Annotated in this window: 13 protein-coding genes; 4 read left to right on the top strand and 9 right to left on the bottom strand. The window is 73.2% G+C overall.

Annotated elements, in window-relative coordinates:
* Positions 1-273: 273 nt before the first annotated feature.
* The 3 genes from ACQPY4_RS19975 (at position 274) to ACQPY4_RS19965 (ending at position 3,233) form a co-directional block, all read left to right on the top strand.
* A complete protein-coding gene (locus ACQPY4_RS19975) occupies positions 274-981 on the top strand; it encodes a Crp/Fnr family transcriptional regulator (RefSeq protein WP_433338521.1) in 708 nt (235 codons plus the stop codon).
* Between the two features lie 52 nt (positions 982-1,033).
* A complete protein-coding gene (locus ACQPY4_RS19970; protein ID WP_433338519.1) occupies positions 1,034-2,437 on the top strand; it encodes an RNB domain-containing ribonuclease in 1,404 nt (467 codons plus the stop codon).
* 64 nt (positions 2,438-2,501) lie between these two features.
* Complete coding sequence (locus ACQPY4_RS19965) at positions 2,502-3,233, top strand: hypothetical protein (protein ID WP_433338517.1); 732 nt, start codon at positions 2,502-2,504, stop codon at positions 3,231-3,233.
* A 406-nt stretch (positions 3,234-3,639) separates the two neighbouring features.
* Here ACQPY4_RS19965 and ACQPY4_RS19960 read toward each other — a convergent pair whose 3' ends face one another.
* The 6 genes from ACQPY4_RS19960 to ACQPY4_RS19935 all read right to left on the bottom strand — a co-directional run bounded on the left by ACQPY4_RS19960 (position 3,640) and on the right by ACQPY4_RS19935 (position 10,278).
* Positions 3,640-6,408 carry a DEAD/DEAH box helicase gene (locus ACQPY4_RS19960; RefSeq protein WP_433338515.1) on the bottom strand — a complete coding sequence of 923 codons (2,769 nt, stop codon included), beginning with the start codon at positions 6,406-6,408 and terminating at the stop codon, positions 3,640-3,642.
* A gap of 296 nt (positions 6,409-6,704) precedes the next feature.
* Positions 6,705-7,610, bottom strand: coding sequence for a twin-arginine translocase subunit TatC (gene tatC, locus ACQPY4_RS19955; protein WP_433338513.1), 906 nt, complete (start codon positions 7,608-7,610; stop codon positions 6,705-6,707).
* A 62-nt stretch (positions 7,611-7,672) separates the two neighbouring features.
* Positions 7,673-8,023 carry a Sec-independent protein translocase subunit TatA gene (tatA, locus tag ACQPY4_RS19950; protein ID WP_433338511.1) on the bottom strand — a complete coding sequence of 117 codons (351 nt, stop codon included), beginning with the start codon at positions 8,021-8,023 and terminating at the stop codon, positions 7,673-7,675.
* Between the two features lie 24 nt (positions 8,024-8,047).
* Positions 8,048-8,269, bottom strand: a complete 222-nt coding sequence (locus tag ACQPY4_RS19945; RefSeq protein ID WP_433338509.1) for a hypothetical protein — start codon at positions 8,267-8,269, stop codon at positions 8,048-8,050.
* 21 nt (positions 8,270-8,290) lie between these two features.
* Entirely contained in the window at positions 8,291-9,265 is a 975-nt protein-coding gene (locus ACQPY4_RS19940; protein ID WP_433338507.1) for a helix-turn-helix transcriptional regulator, read from the bottom strand.
* Positions 9,262-10,278 (bottom strand): helix-turn-helix transcriptional regulator, encoded by a 1,017-nt coding sequence (locus ACQPY4_RS19935; protein ID WP_433338504.1) that lies wholly within the window; start codon positions 10,276-10,278, stop codon positions 9,262-9,264. The genes ACQPY4_RS19940 and ACQPY4_RS19935 overlap by 4 nt, the downstream gene beginning before the upstream one ends.
* Before the next feature lie 82 nt (positions 10,279-10,360).
* Here ACQPY4_RS19935 and ACQPY4_RS19930 point away from each other — a divergent pair, with 82 nt between their 5' ends.
* The gene (locus tag ACQPY4_RS19930; RefSeq protein ID WP_433338502.1) at positions 10,361-11,440 is read left to right on the top strand and encodes a DUF3866 family protein; all 1,080 of its coding nucleotides are present in this window, start codon (positions 10,361-10,363) and stop codon (positions 11,438-11,440) included.
* Between the two features lie 22 nt (positions 11,441-11,462).
* Here the strand turns inward: ACQPY4_RS19930 and ACQPY4_RS19925 are convergent, their stop codons facing one another.
* Genes ACQPY4_RS19925 through ACQPY4_RS19915 form a run of 3 tightly spaced genes read right to left on the bottom strand, consistent with a single transcriptional unit; the run spans position 11,463 to position 14,112 of the window.
* On the bottom strand, positions 11,463-11,933 hold the full coding sequence (locus ACQPY4_RS19925) for a DUF3291 domain-containing protein (protein ID WP_433338500.1): 471 nt from the start codon (positions 11,931-11,933) through the stop codon (positions 11,463-11,465).
* Between the two features lie 31 nt (positions 11,934-11,964).
* Complete coding sequence (locus tag ACQPY4_RS19920; protein WP_433338498.1) at positions 11,965-12,609, bottom strand: helix-turn-helix transcriptional regulator; 645 nt, start codon at positions 12,607-12,609, stop codon at positions 11,965-11,967.
* Between the two features lie 39 nt (positions 12,610-12,648).
* Positions 12,649-14,112 (bottom strand): FG-GAP repeat domain-containing protein, encoded by a 1,464-nt coding sequence (locus tag ACQPY4_RS19915; RefSeq protein WP_433338496.1) that lies wholly within the window; start codon positions 14,110-14,112, stop codon positions 12,649-12,651.
* Positions 14,113-14,115 lie beyond the last annotated feature (3 nt).

Raw genomic sequence — 14,115 nt, 5'->3', positions numbered from 1 at the left:
GCCGGGGGCGGACGCCGTGCGGCGTGTGGGGACGTGCGGGGTGTGGCGCGGTGGTGAGCGGGTGGGTTGTCCGGTTGGGGCCGCGGTGTGGCGGGATCTGGCCGCGATGACGTCACCAGGGCCGGGACGGCGTTCGCGGGGCCCGCGTGACGGGCGGGGAGGTGAGAGGGCGCACATGTGCTTGCAAGACGGGGCCGGTGTGTGTCCACTGGGAGAGTCAGGATCTCGACACGCGGGCCTTCCACGGCGGAGGACGCGGGAAGCGGAACTCCGGTGACCGAGACGATCTCGCCCCGCTGGGACGCGTTCTGGGACGCCCTGGACGGCGACCAGCGCGAGGCGCTGCGCGGGCTGGCCAGGCCCAGGGTGTACCCGGCCAAGAACCCGCTGTGCTACCAGGGGGACGAGTCCGACCACATCATCATCATCGAGGACGGCTGGGCGAAGGTGACCTCGGCGACGCTGGACGGCCACGACGTGGTGCTGGCGGTGCGCGGTCCCGGTGATTTGGTGTGCGAGAGCGCGGCGCTGGGCAGCCGGCTGCGGTCGGCGACGGTGACGGCGCTGAGCCCGGTGAGGGCGCTGGTGGTCCCGGCGGCCCGGTTCACCGGGTTCCTCGACGCGCACGCGGGGGTGTGGCGGCTGGTCAGCGGCACGTTCGTGCGGCGCCTCGACGACGCCGACCAGCGGTTGCAGGCGCATGTGACGGCCAAGGGCGCGCAGCGGCTGGCGCTGCTGCTGGTGGCGCTGGCCGAGCTGTCGGCGCGGCACCGCCCGGCGGCGCCGGACGGCAGCATCGACATCGCGCCGCCGCTGTCGCAGGAGGAGCTGGGCAGCTGGATGGACGCCTCGCGCGAGACGGTCGCGCGGGCGCTGGGGAGCCTGCGCTCGCGCGGGCTGGTCAGCACGGGCTGGCGGAAGATCACGGTGGTGGACCTGGAGGGCCTGCGCGCCTACTCCGCCGAACCCGAGGACTACTGACCTTTACCGGGCGATTGGCGGCGCGTTTCCCGGGTGCGCCTACGGTGGGAGGGTGCCGCGCCTTCCCACGCGACTGCGTACCGACGACGCCGAGGCCCGCTCGGGGCTCGACCGCGTCCGGGCGGAGTTCTCCGTGCCCGCCGCGTTCCCCGCCGAGGCCGCCGAGGAGGCCGCCGCGGCGCGGCCCGACCTGGACGGCGTCCCCGACCTGCGGGACGTGGAGTTCTTCACGATCGACCCGCCGGACTCGATGGACCTGGACCAGGCGATGTTCCTGGAGCGCACGCCGCCGGGGTACCGGGTCCGGTACGCGATCGCGGACGTGGCGCGGTTCGTGCGGCCGGGCGGCGCGCTGGACGCCGAGTCGCGGGCCCGGGGCGTCACCCTCTACCTGCCGGACGCCAAGGCGCCGCTGCATCCGCCGGAGCTGTCGGAGGGCGCGGCGAGCCTGCTGCCGGGGCGGGATCGTCCCGCGGTGGTGTGGACGATCGACGTCGACGAGGCGGGCGGCATCACCGCCGTGGACGTGCGGCGCGCGCTGGTGCGCAGCCGCGACCGCCTCGACTACGCGGGCGCCCGCGAGGACGACCCGCGGATCGCGCCGCTGGGCGAGCTGGGCCGGGTGCTGCTGGACGCCGAGGCGGCGCGCGGCGGGGTGAGCCTGCCGCTGCCCGAGCAGGAGGTGGTGCGCGGCCCGGACGGCTGGACGCTGGAGTTCCGCGGCGGGCTGCCCGCCGAGTCGTGGAACGCGCAGATCTCGCTGCTGACCGGCCGCGCGGCGGCCCGGATGATGCTGGACGGCGGGGTCGGCCTGCTGCGCACCATGCCGCCCGCCCCGGCCGAGTCCGTGGCGGCGCTGCGGCGGGCGGCGACGGCGCTGGGGATCGACTGGCCCGAGGGCCGCCGCTACGGGGAGGTCGTGCGGTCGCTGGACCCGGCCCGGTCGCGGCACGCGGCGTTCCTGCGGGAGGCGGCGGGGCTGATGCGCGGCGCGGGCTACACCGCGTTCGACGGCGCGGTGCCCGAGGTGGCCGAGCACGCCGCGGTCGCGGCGCCCTACGCGCACGTGACGGCGCCGATCCGGCGGCTGGCCGACCGGTACGCCACCGAGGTGTGCCTGGCGCTGGCCGCGGACGGCGCGGCGCCGTCGTGGGCGCGGGAGGCGCTGCCGGGCCTGCCGGAGATCATGGAGCGGGCGCTGCGGCGCGGCGGCGACGTCGAACGGGCGTGCGTGGACCTGGTGGAGGCGCTGGTGCTGCGCGACCGCGTCGGTGAGACGTTCGAGGCGATGGTGGTGGACGTGGCGGGCGACGGGTCGGGCGGCCGCGTCCAGCTGAAGGACCCGGCGGTGCTGGCGCGGTGCGCGGGGCCGCTGCCGCTGGGCGAGCCGGTGACGGTGCGGCTGGAGGAGGCCGACCCGGCGCGGCGCCGGGTCCGTTTCGCGCTGCGGGGCTGATCAATTCGGGTGCGTGCCGTCGCGCCGGTCCAGTACGGTTCCGGTGTCCGATCGGGGAGGAAACGTGCCGAAGCTCAACCAGATCATCGCCGTGGAGAAGGGCGTCAAGAGCAAGTCGCTCCGCGAGCTGACCGACGCCCACCAGACCGTGCAGAAGCAGCCCCTGCTGTCGGGCATCTCCCGGACGTACCAGCCCAAGGACGAGGAGGGCGAGCAGCTTCCCCCGGAGTCCACGCGCGTCCAGGTCAAGGCCGAGGAGGTGCTGCGCGACACCGCGGCGACCCTGACCCGGCTGTTCGACGTGACCGCGACCAAGGACTGGACCAACTGCGTGGCCCGCGCCGACGTCACCGTCGACGGCCGTGTCCTGCTGCGCGACGTGCCGGTCACCTACCTGCTGTTCCTGGAGAAGCAGCTGGTCGACGTGCACACCTTCGTCAAGAAGCTGCCGGTGCTGGACGGCGCCGAGGGCTGGACGTTCGACGGGTCGACCGACGCGTGGAAGACCGAGCCGGTCCGCACCGTCAAGACCAAGAAGCTGCCGTTCAACCATGTCAAGGCCGAGGCGACCGAGAAGCACCCGGCGCAGGTCGAGGTGTTCTACGAGGACGTCGCCGTCGGCTACTGGACGACGGTGAAGTTCTCCGGCGCCCTGCCGGCGCGGCGCGTCAACGAGCTGCTGGAGCGGGTGGAGAAGCTGCAGCAGGCGGTGAAGTTCGCCCGGGAGGAGGCCAACGGCACCGAGGTCGACGAGCGCGAGGTGGGCCAGGTGGTCTTCGACTACCTGCTCGGCTAAAGTCACAGACTCCCCCGTTGGAGCACGGGGGCGCGCCCAGAAGGCGCAGAGACTGAAACTGAAGGGTCAGCCTGAATCACGCGGTGACCAGTGGGGGTTCGAATCCTCCTCCCGGCATTCCGGGCCGGGGTAGCCCAAGGAGGAAGAGGCAGCCGTGACGAATCTCAGACTCTCGCTCCAGCTTCAGCACCGCGGCCGATCGCCGGATCGACCGGCCGTGGACGTCCGTCGCCGGGATGCCGGTTCGAGTCCGGTCCGGGGCCCCTCCTGCCCTGGTAGCTCAATGGCAGAGCACGGCGACCTCATGACTGATCCGCGGCCTTAAACGTGCCGGCGTGTGCATGACGGCAGCACCCAGAAGGGGCCCGGGGGTTGGGCAAAAACCCCCGGGTCTCCCCTTTTGTGGTCAGGCGACGGAGTTGTAGGCGACGACGCCGCGGCGCAGCGCGTCCATGGCGCGGCGCGCGGTCTTGCGGATGTGGCTGTTGGGCGGGGCGGCGTCGGCGACCTGGCCGAGCAGGTCCAGCAGCTGTTTGACGGCGCGGACGAAGTCGCCCGCGGTCATGTCGGCCTCCATCAGCACCGAGTCCAGCTCGTGGCCCTTGGCCCACCGGTACGCCGTCCATGCGAACCCCAGATCGGGTTCGCGCAGGAACGACACGCGGTTGTCCTTCTCGATGCCGTCCAGCTCGCCCCACAGCCGCACCATCGCGGCCAGGGCGTCCTGCGCGGCGCCGTGCGGGGTCTTGGGCGGCGCGGCGTCGTCGGGCTGCCGCGACTCGTACACCAGCGCCGACACGCACGCGGCGAGCTCGGCGTGGTCGAGCCGTTCCCAGATCCCGGCGCGCAGGCTCTCGGCGGTGAGCAGGTCCAGCTCGTTGTAGATGCGGCCCAGGCGGCGGCCCTCGTCGGTGACCGCGTCGCCGTCCAGGTAGCCGAGCTGTTCCAGGACGGCGCAGACCCGGTCGAAGGTGCGGGCGATGACCTGGGAGCGGCCCTCGACGCGGCGCCGCAGCTGCTCGGTCTCGCGTTCGAGGCGGAAGTACCGTTCGGCCCAGCGGGCGTGGTTCTCGCGGTCGTCGCAGCCGTGCACGGGGTGCGAGCGCAGCTCGGCGCGCAGCCGTGCGATCTCGGTGTCGTCGGTGGCGGGCGCGTCGCCGCGGCCGCGTCGCCGTTCCCGCGCGTCGTCGGGGATCTTGTTGCGGAGGGTGGAGGCCAGGTCGCGGCGGGCCTGCGGGTTGCGGGGGCTGAACGACTTGGGGACGCGGACCCGCTCGATCGGCTCGACGGCGCGGGGGAAGTCCTGGATCGACAGCCGCTGCACCGATCCGGCGATCGTCAGGACCAGCGGCGCGGGCCCGTCGGAGCGGCGGCCGATGCCGGGGTCGAGGACGACGGCGATGCCGGAGCGGCGTCCGGACGGCACCAGAATGACGTCGCCGGGCCGCAGGTGCTCCAGGGACCGGGCGGCCTCGGCGCGGCGCGCGGAGGACCGTTCGCGGGCCAGTTCGGCCTCGCGGTCCGACAGCTCGCGGCGCAGCGCGGCGTACTCCATGAAGTCGCCCAGGTGGCATTCGGCGGACGCGGCGTACCCGGCCAGGGCCTCCTCGTTCTTGTGGACCTGGCGGGCCAGGCCGACGACGGCGCGGTCGGCCTGGAACTGGGCGAACGACTCCTCCAGCAGCGTCCGGGCCCGTTCGATGCCGACGGCGCCGACGAGGTTGACGGCCATGTTGTACGACGGCCGGAAGCTGGAGTTCAGCGGGTAGGTGCGGGTTCCGGCGAGCCCGGCGACCGAGGCGGGGTCGACGTTGGGGCTCCACACGACGACGGCGTGGCCCTCGACGTCGATGCCGCGGCGTCCGGCGCGTCCGGTCAGCTGGGTGTACTCGCCGGGGGTGAGGTCGACGTGGGCCTCGCCGTTCCACTTGTCGAGCTTCTCGATCACCACGGTGCGGGCGGGCATGTTGATGCCGAGCGCGAGGGTCTCGGTGGCGAACACGGCCTTGATCAGCCCGCGGGTGAACAGCTCCTCGACGATCTCCTTGAAGGTGGGGAGCATCCCGGCGTGGTGGGCGGCGATGCCGCGTTCGAGCCCGGCGGCGAACTCGCGGTAGCCCAGGACGCGCAGGTCGTCGGGCGGGATGTCGGAGGTGCGCAGGTCGACGTGGGCGCGGATCTCCTCGGTCTCCTCCTTGGAGGTCAGCCGCAGCCCGGCGTTGAGGCACTGCAGGACGGCCGCGTCGCATCCGGCGCGGCTGAAGATGAAGGTGATGGCGGGCAGCAGCCCGGCGCGGTCGAGGCGGTCGACGACGTCGGAGCGGATGGGCGGGCGGAATCGCTGGGGGCGGGCCTCGCGGCGGCGTCCGGTGCGTCGCCCCTGGTTGATCTTGGCGCGGCGGACCTCGTCGACGGCCATCCGGGCGAGCTGGGGGTTGACCTTGGCCTGCCGGTTGGCGCCCTTGCCGACCTCGACGAACAGGTCGTAGAGGCGGCCGCCGACGAGCATGTGCTGGAACAGCGGGACGGGCCGGTGCTCGTCGACGATGACGGCGGTGTCGCCGCGGACGGCCTGGAGCCATTCGCCGAACTCCTCGGCGTTGCTGACGGTGGCCGACAGCGCCACGATCCGCACCGACTCGGGAACGTGGATGATCACCTCTTCCCAGACGGCGCCGCGGAACCGGTCGGCCAGGTAGTGGACCTCGTCCATGACCACGAATGCCAGGCCCGCCAGGGTCTGCGACCCGGCGTAGAGCATGTTGCGCAGGACCTCGGTGGTCATGACGACGATGGGGGCCTCGCCGTTGACGCTGTTGTCGCCGGTGAGCAGCCCGACCTTCTCGGCGCCGTAGCGGCGGACCAGGTCGGCGTACTTCTGGTTCGACAGCGCCTTGATCGGGGTGGTGTAGAAGCATTTGCCGCCGCCGACCAGGGCGAGGTGGACGGCGAACTCCCCCACCACGGTCTTGCCGGACCCGGTGGGCGCGGCGACCAGGACGCCGCTTCCGGCCTCCAGCGCCCGGCACGCCTCGAGCTGGAACCGGTCCAGGCCGAAGTCGTAGAGGGTCTGGAAGTCCAGCAGCGCGGGCCCGTTGCCGTCGGTGCGCCTGCGGTAGGCGGCGTAGCGCTCCGACGGGGATCCGGTGGCCGACTGCGTGTCGGGGGTGGTCATGGTTCGAGCCTACGGTTTCGACAGGCCCGATACCCAATTCGGACCGGCGTGGCCTCGGTCCCTTCGCTTCCGGCCGAACCCCGCCGCCCCCACGTCCCGCCCACGTCACAGCGTCCGGGACGAGCCCTGCCGGGCCCACCTCCGAGGGACGAGACGAGCCCGGGAGGAGCGGGGAGCGAGCCTGGCGGACCCCCACGCCCTGGGCGAGGCGAGCCGTGGGCGGTGCGCGCCCCGGGAGGGGCGGGGGGAGCCCCGCGGGGCCCGCGGCCCGCGTCCCGAGGGCATGGCGGGTGGGGTCAGGTGCGGCGTTTTTCCTTGCCGAGGTCGGTGTCAGCGGCGGCGGGCGCGCGCTCGGCGTCGTCGTCCTCGTCGAGGTCGTCGTGCTCGTCGAGTTCGAGGGGGGCGGCCTCGTCGTCGGACAGTTCCGCGTCGGGGTCGGGGCGGCGGCCCTTGCGGCGGTCGTTGAGGAAGGCCAGGAACGCGGCGATCTCGTACAGCAGGACGGTCGGCAGGGCCAGGACCAGCATGGTGATGGGGTCGCCGCTGGGGGTGGCGATGGCGGAGAAGATGAAGATCCCGAAGATCGCGAGCCGCTGGGTCTTGCGGATGCGGTGGGAGGTCAGCACCCCGGCCAGGTTCAGCATCAGGACGAACAGCGGCAGCTCGAAGGTGACGCCGAAGACCAGCAGCATCGCCAGGACGTAGCTGAGGTACTGGTCGACCTTCACCAGGGCGGTGACGCCGTCGATGGAGAAGCCGCCGAGGAACAGCTCCAGGCCCTTGTCGACGAACAGGTAGGCCAGGCCGGCGCCGACCAGGAACAGCGGGACGGCGGCGGCCAGGAACGCGTACGTCCAGCGCCGCTCGCGCTTGTAGAGGCCGGGCGCCACGAACGCCCAGATCTGGTAGAGCCAGACCGGCGAGGAGATCACGATGCCGACGATCATGGCGATCTTCAGGCGGACGAAGAACTGGCTGAAGATGCCGTCCACCACGAGGGTGCACTTGTTGTTCAGTTCCCGGGCCTGCGGGATCTGGCAGTAGGGCTCTTTGAGCAGCTCCCAGATCGGCTGGAAGAACACATAGCCCAGCACCATGCCGACGAGCAGGGCCAGGACGGCCTTGACCAGCCGGTTGCGCAGCTCACGGAGGTGGTCCATGAGCGGCATGCGGCCCTCGGGGTTGACCGTCTGGGGGCTCATCAGCTTCATTGTCGGGACTCGTGTCGTGGGGGTCGGTGCCGCCGATCGGGGTGGGGGACGCCTCAGGAGGTCTTGCGGGCCTGGTCGCGGTCGAGCGGCACGCCCTGGATCGGCTCACCCGACGGCAGGGTCCGCTGCGGCTGGACGTAGGGGGCCTGCCCTCCGGCGGCCTCACGTTCGAGCCTGGCGGCCTCCTCGCGCAGCTGCGCGGCCTTGTCGCGCGCCGACTGCGACTCGGAGGACTCGGTCTGCTCAGGCGTTTCGTCGTCGTCGCGCAGGCCCTTGGTCTCGGCCTTCAGGATGCGCGCCGACTTGCCCAGCGATCGGGCCAGCTGAGGCAGTTTCGTCGAGCCGAACAGCAGCAGAACGACGGCCAGGACGAGCAGGATCTCGCCGGTGCCAAATTGACCCATGACAATCCTCTTCAGCAGGAGCAGTTAGGACGATCGTACGCCGTCTCCGCGGTCTTGTGGCGTGCGAGCCTCGTGGATGATCTCCAGTTCATCACGCAGCGCCGACTGTTTGGGCTCCAGCCGCCGCCGGGCCCGGTCGAGTTCACGGCCGAAACGGCGAACGCCCAGGTAGACCTTGAACGCGCACGCGGCCAGCACGGCCAGGCCCGCGAAGCCCAGCCCAACCGCCACCGGAACCCAAGTCACCCCCGTCACGGTAGCCGATTCTCAGACGGTCGCGTACTGCGCCAGGGCCCGTTCGGCGTCACCGCGGATCTGCCCGGCCAGCGCCGCGGGCTCCACCACGCGGCCCTGGTCGCCGAGCCGCAGCGCCAGCCCCCGCACCCACCTGGTGTCGGGCGTGCCCAGCACCACCCGCAGCCGCCCCTCGCCGAGTTCCTCGACGCTCTCGCACGGGTAGTAGTCGGCGACCCAGCGGCCCTGCGGCGACAACTCCAGCGTGACGCGGACGTCGCCGGGCGAGGGCCGGAACAGGCCCGCGTCGACGTCGATCGGCTCGGCCTCGTCGGGGACCTGCGCGCCGACGTCCAGCACCCGCAGGTCGGTGACGCGGTCGAGGCGGAACAGCCGCACCGCCTCCGCGCGGCGGCACCACCCCTCCAGGTAGGTGTTGCCCTCCACCACCAGCAGCCGCATCGGGTCGACGTCGCGCTCGGTGTTCTCGTCGCGGGCGGGCACGTAGTAGGTCAGGTGGACGCGGCGGCGCCGCCCGATCGCCTCGCGCAGGCGTCCCAGGGTGTCGCCGCGGGCCTCGTCGACCTCGACGGTGACCTTGCTGCTGGCCTCGGCGGCGGCGCCCGCGGCGCCCTCCAGCTTGGCGATCACGCGGCTGAGCGCGTCGCGGTCCTGCAGATCGGGGACGCCCGCCAGCATCCGCAGCGCCACCAGCAGCGCGGCGGCCTCGTCGACCTTGAGCCGCAGCGGCCGCGCGATCGACTCGGCCTCGGTCACGATGATCTCGCCGCCCTCGTAGGACAGGTCGATCGGGCAGTACGGGTCGGGCGCGCGCAGCTCCACGCACCACAGCAGGTTCAGGTCGTCGATCAGCTGCTTCTCGGTCACCCCGAACGCGGCGGCGGCCTGGTCGAGCGCCACCGAGTCGCGGCTCACCACATACGGGACCAGGGCCAGCAGCCGCGCCAGCCGTCCCGTGGACGTCGTCGACGCCGCCTTGCCGCTCATCGCTCTCCTCCGTGCGCGGCGGGCTCGCCACCGGGGTCACCGGCCGCCAGGACCGACTTCAGCTGCTGGATGACCGCCTCGCGCAGGTCGGGCGGGTCGATGACGATCACGTCGTCGGCGAACCGCGCCAGGTAGGGCGCGAACCGGTCGACGTCGCGGAAGGTCAGCGTGGCCTCGTCCCACACGCCGCCGCCGGCGGGACGCACGTCGGCCGCCCACCGCCGCAGGCCCTGCGCGGCGCCCGACCGCAGCCGGACCGCCGCCGGGCGGGGCTCGGCGGGCGGCTCGCCCCAGTCGAACGCGATGCGCCGCACGTCCACGCCGTCGGGCACGGTCACTCCCCCGGGCGGGCCGACGGGCTTCACCTCGCCGGCGATGCGGCTCAGCCGGAACACCCGCGTCTCACCGCGGTCGCGGTCGTGGCCCACGACGTACCAGCGGCCCCGGCGGCTCACCACGCCCCACGGCTCCAGGTGCCGCTGCGACGCCGACGTCCGGCCGATGGCCTGGTAGGCGAACGTCACGGCGCGGCCGTCGCGGACCGCCTCCCACAGACGGGGGAACGACGGGTCGCCCGGGTCGAGGCGCGGCTCGATGCCCATCGCGGTGGCCGCGTCGCCGCCGCCGTCGGTCTCCACGCCCGCCGCGCGCAGCTTCAGCAGCGCGCCCGAGGCGGCGTCGGCCATGCTGGCGTGCTGCCACACCCGCGCCGCCAGGCCGAGCACCGCGGCCTCGTCGGAGGTCAGGTGGATGTCGGGCAGCTCGTAGGCCTGCGGGGGGATGCGGTAGCCGATCTCCTCACCGCCGCCGCCGTCCAGGTCGCTGCCGACCTCCAGCGGCACGCCGAGCTCGCGCAGCTCCTCCTTGTCGCGCTCGAACATCCGCTTGAACGCCTCGCCCGACTCGGGGTACCCCGGGACCGCCCTGCGGATCTGCTCGGCCGTCAGGTAGCGCCTCGTGGCGAGCAGGCAGACCACCAGGTTGAGCAGACGCTCTGTCTTGCGCCGCGACACTTCGCCACCACCTCTCGCTCGGATCGCCGCCGTCGCCGCCGATCCCCTGCCAACTGACGATCAGGACGCTACCGTTTCCGATGTGATCAGATGGCGCAAAGGCACGGTTGAGGGCGTCCGCCGGGAGTGGCCAGGGGCGGTCGAGCTGGACGTCACGATCTCCGGCGACGGCCCGCGCCGCGCCCTGGCCTACCCCGCACTGGTGGGAAGGCCCGAACCGGGCGACACCGTCCTGCTCAACACTACGGCCTTGGCGATGGGCCTGGGCACCGGCGGATACGCCATGGTCGTCGCCGTCCCCGACCGCCTCCCGCCCGACCCGCAGGGCCCCGGCCACCTGGTCAAGGCCCGCTACACGCCGCTGCAGGCCACCGTCCTGGGCGCCGACGAGCAGGACTCCCCCCACCACGAGACCCTGCGCGAGGCCGACTCCCTCGGCGGCGCCCCCGTGATCGTCGCCGACCTGCACTCGGCGCTGCCGGCGATCCTGGCCGCGCTGCTGGCCGAGCGGCCCGGCGCCCGCGCCGTCTACGTCATGCCCGACGGCGGCGCCCTGCCCGCCTGGTTCTCCATGTCGATCGCCCGGCTGCGCGACGCGGGCGCGCTGGCCGCCACCGTCACCGCCGGGCAGGCGTTCGGCGGCGACCTGGAGGCCGTCACCGTCCACACCGCCCTGCTGGCGGCCCGGCTCGTCCTGTCCGCCGACGTGGTCATCGTGGCGCAGGGCCCCGGCAACCTCGGCACCGGCACCAGGTGGGGCTTCTCCGGGGTCACCGCGGGCGAGGCCGTCAACGCCGCCGCCGTCCTGTCGGGACGTCCCGTGGCGTCGCTGCGCGTCAGCGCGGGCGACAAGCGCGAGCGCCACCTGGGCGTCTCCCACCACAGCCTCACCGCCTACGGCCGCGTCGCCCTGGCCCGCGCCGACGTCCCCGTCCCCGAGCTCGGCGGCCCGTTCGGCGCCCGCGTCGCCGCCGAGGCCGCCGCGCTGGGCGAGCGGCACGACCTCGTCCCCGTCGCCGTCGAAGGGCTGCGCGACGTCCTGGCGGCCGCCGAGAGGGACTGGGGCGTCCGGCTGTCCACCATGGGCCGCCGCCTGGACGAGGACCTCCCCTACTTCCTCACCGCCGCCGCCGCGGGACGCCACACCGCCACGCTGTTGTAGCCGCCGGGGTCCCTGCGGGGAGTCAGCCGCGGGCGGCCTCGAGGTCGGCGGGGGTGAAGGTGTCGCGGAAGGTGAACGCCCGCGGCGTGGAGCCCTCGCGGCGCAGCGCGTCCAGGCGGTCCAGGGCCTCCTGGACGGTGGGAATGGTGCCCGCCGGGACCCACCACAGCACCTGGTACTGCCCCGCCGGGGACTCGAACCAGTCGCGGCGGCCGCGCATGACGTCCAGGTGGGCGCTGCGGTAGACGAAGTCCCACAGCGTCTGGCGGTTCTCCCACACCGAGAAGTTGACCAGCACCTTCTCGTCGCCCGTCGGCCGCAGGCCGGTGGCGTCGGCGTCGCCGTCACCAATGAGCCGCCACACGAAGCCGGGCGCCGCGTCGGCCAGCGCGTTGACCTCGTCGAGCATCGAGGTGAAGCCGTGCATCCGGGGGTCGTCGAGGGGGTACTTCATCGTGCCCACGTTGATCTGGGCGAGGTGGTGATCGCTCATGACGCCACCTCACCACGGGTCCGCTTCTAAGTCAATCCTCATTGTTTTTAGAAGGTTGGAGCACGACACAGCACCAGCCCGGCCTCGCGTCCATGCGCGCCGACAGCGCCGGCGACTCCTCCAGCAGGCCCTCCAGCAGCGCCAGGTTCATCCCGCACACCAGCGGCGGAAACTCCTCGGCCACCGCGTGGAACGGGCAGTTGCGCATGCGGACGGCACCGTCCACGGCGCGCGGCTCGTAGCCGCGTTCCGCCAGCAGCGCCGCGGCCTCGTCCAGATCGCGGCACGGCGCACTCGCCGCCCGCCCCCGGCGGCGCGCCAGTTCTTGGAGCCGCTCGTCCAACCCGGCCTCGTCGGCCGCCTCCGCCAGCAGCGCCGCCACCGTCCGGTAGTCACGGGGAGGAAGGGAGATCGCGTGCTCGGCCCCCGAACGCCGGTACAGCTTGGCCGGGCGTCCCGCCCCCGGGCCGCTGCGCCCCGTCAGGCGGCGGCTCACCGTGTCCAGCAGGCCCGCCTCGGCCAGCCGATCCAGATGAAACGCCGCCAGCGTCCGCTGAACCCCCGCCGCCTCGGCGGCCTCGTTCCGGCTGACCTCCCGGTCCTGCGCCACTACATACGCGTAGAGCCCCCGCCGCACCGGATCCTGCAGCACGGCGATCGCCTCGATGTTCTCCATCGCCCCATTCTAAGAACAACGACCACTGACTTAGAGCGGTTACGGGATCAGCACCTGCCCCAGACCGCGGACCTGGAGGCCCAGGGTCGCGGAGCTGAACGCGCGGGCTCCTTGGGTGGTCAGCCCGGCCGGTGTCCCGGGCAGCCAGGAGATCACGCCGTTGCCGTCTCCCCCACCGGCCGGAGCACCGATCGTCAGGTCGGCCGATCGGTCGCCGTTCAGATCGCGGAGGGCGAGGTGCAGGCCCGCGACGGGGCCGCCCTCGCCGAACCTCCCCTTGGCCGCGCCGACCCAAGGCATGCCGGGCGACGAGGCTGTCAGCCGCTGGAACCCCGCCGCGGCGGCGCCCGCACCGCTGATCCGCAGTTCGATACGGCCGCCGGGCGCCGCGCCGCCGTACGTCCCGTCGAGTTCACCGAAGGCGAGGTCGGCCCTGCCGTCGGCGTTCACATCGCCGACGGCGAACGCGGCCATGCGGGACGGCGGCGTCGCGGTGTCGAGGGTCCGCGGCGGAGCCAGGCCCGTCGGGGTACCGAGGTGGACCGCGAACCCGGGCTTTCGCTCCTCCAGCAGGGCGGGCCCGGCGATCAGGTCAGCCCTCCCGTCTCCGTTGACATCGCCCGCCTGCGTCCCGGCCCGGTCGAAGCGGGTCGTCCGGGCGCCCAGGCCGCCGGGGGTGCCCAACCGCAACCGGCCGTGGGTCGTGCCGTAGTCGTCCTCCGCCTCGAACACCGTCACCCTCAGCGCGAGGTCGCTGCGCCCATCGCCGGTGAAGTCGGCCGCGACCAGCTGAACCGCCGCCTCACCGCCCTTCGGGACCTCGATCCCCAACCTCGACGGCCTCGCGATGACCGAGGCCGCGCCGACGTCACCGAAGCTCCACAGCCTGGAGGCGTCGGTGGCGACCAGGTCCGTCCTCCCGTTGCCGTCGAAGTCGCCCAGCACCATGTCGTCCAACGCGACCGGAACCGGGGTCCGCAGCGCGACCGACCTGCCGCTCAGCCCTCCCGGCCCGCCGTACAGGACGCGGATCGGGGTGGTGGTCCTGCCCGTCTGCATCAACGCCAGATCGGCGTAGCCGTCCCTGTCGAAGTCACCGGGCCCGGCCCGATACCCGAACCAGCCGTTGCTCGGAACGGCACCGCGAATCCCGGGTGTGTCCCTGGTGATGACCGTGCGGGTGCGTGCGTCGGGCCCCCGGGGCGAGCCGTACACCACGGCCACCAGCCCCGGCCCACCCCGGTCCACCGCGTCACCGGCGGGCAGGACGAGGTCACCGCTGCCGTCGCCGTTGAAGTCGCCGGACAGCGCCGGCCTGCGCACCGGACGGGTCTGCGGCTTGAGCGGCACAGACGCGACGACCCCGCCCCTGGGCGCGACCGCCGCGGTGCCCCCGCGGACGGGCTTGGCGCGAGGAGCCGAGCCGTCCCCGGCCGTCAGCAAGGATCCGCCGAGCACCGTGACGAACACGGCGGCAGTCGCGGAGCGGAAATGTCGATTCATGTG

The organism is Spirillospora sp. CA-294931, from assembly GCF_050946795.1.
Taxonomy (GTDB): Bacteria; Actinomycetota; Actinomycetes; order Streptosporangiales; family Streptosporangiaceae; genus Spirillospora.
Note: the sequence above shows the minus strand (reverse complement) of the source record. Positions and strands in the feature narration are given on the sequence as shown.

Bases quoted from the DNA above. Each gene is read 5' to 3' on its own strand.
- ACQPY4_RS19960 (WP_433338515.1), bottom strand. From the start codon at position 6,408: ATGACCACCCCCGACACGCAGTCGGCCACCGGATCCCCGTCGGAGCGC.
- ACQPY4_RS19925 (WP_433338500.1), bottom strand. From the start codon at position 11,933: ATGAGCGATCACCACCTCGCCCAGATCAACGTGGGCACGATGAAGTAC.
- ACQPY4_RS19920 (WP_433338498.1), bottom strand. From the start codon at position 12,609: ATGGAGAACATCGAGGCGATCGCCGTGCTGCAGGATCCGGTGCGGCGG.
- tatC (WP_433338513.1), bottom strand. From the start codon at position 7,610: ATGAGCCCCCAGACGGTCAACCCCGAGGGCCGCATGCCGCTCATGGAC.
- ACQPY4_RS19915 (WP_433338496.1), bottom strand. From the start codon at position 14,112: ATGAATCGACATTTCCGCTCCGCGACTGCCGCCGTGTTCGTCACGGTG.
- tatA (WP_433338511.1), bottom strand. From the start codon at position 8,023: ATGGGTCAATTTGGCACCGGCGAGATCCTGCTCGTCCTGGCCGTCGTT.
- ACQPY4_RS19940 (WP_433338507.1), bottom strand. From the start codon at position 9,265: ATGAGCGGCAAGGCGGCGTCGACGACGTCCACGGGACGGCTGGCGCGG.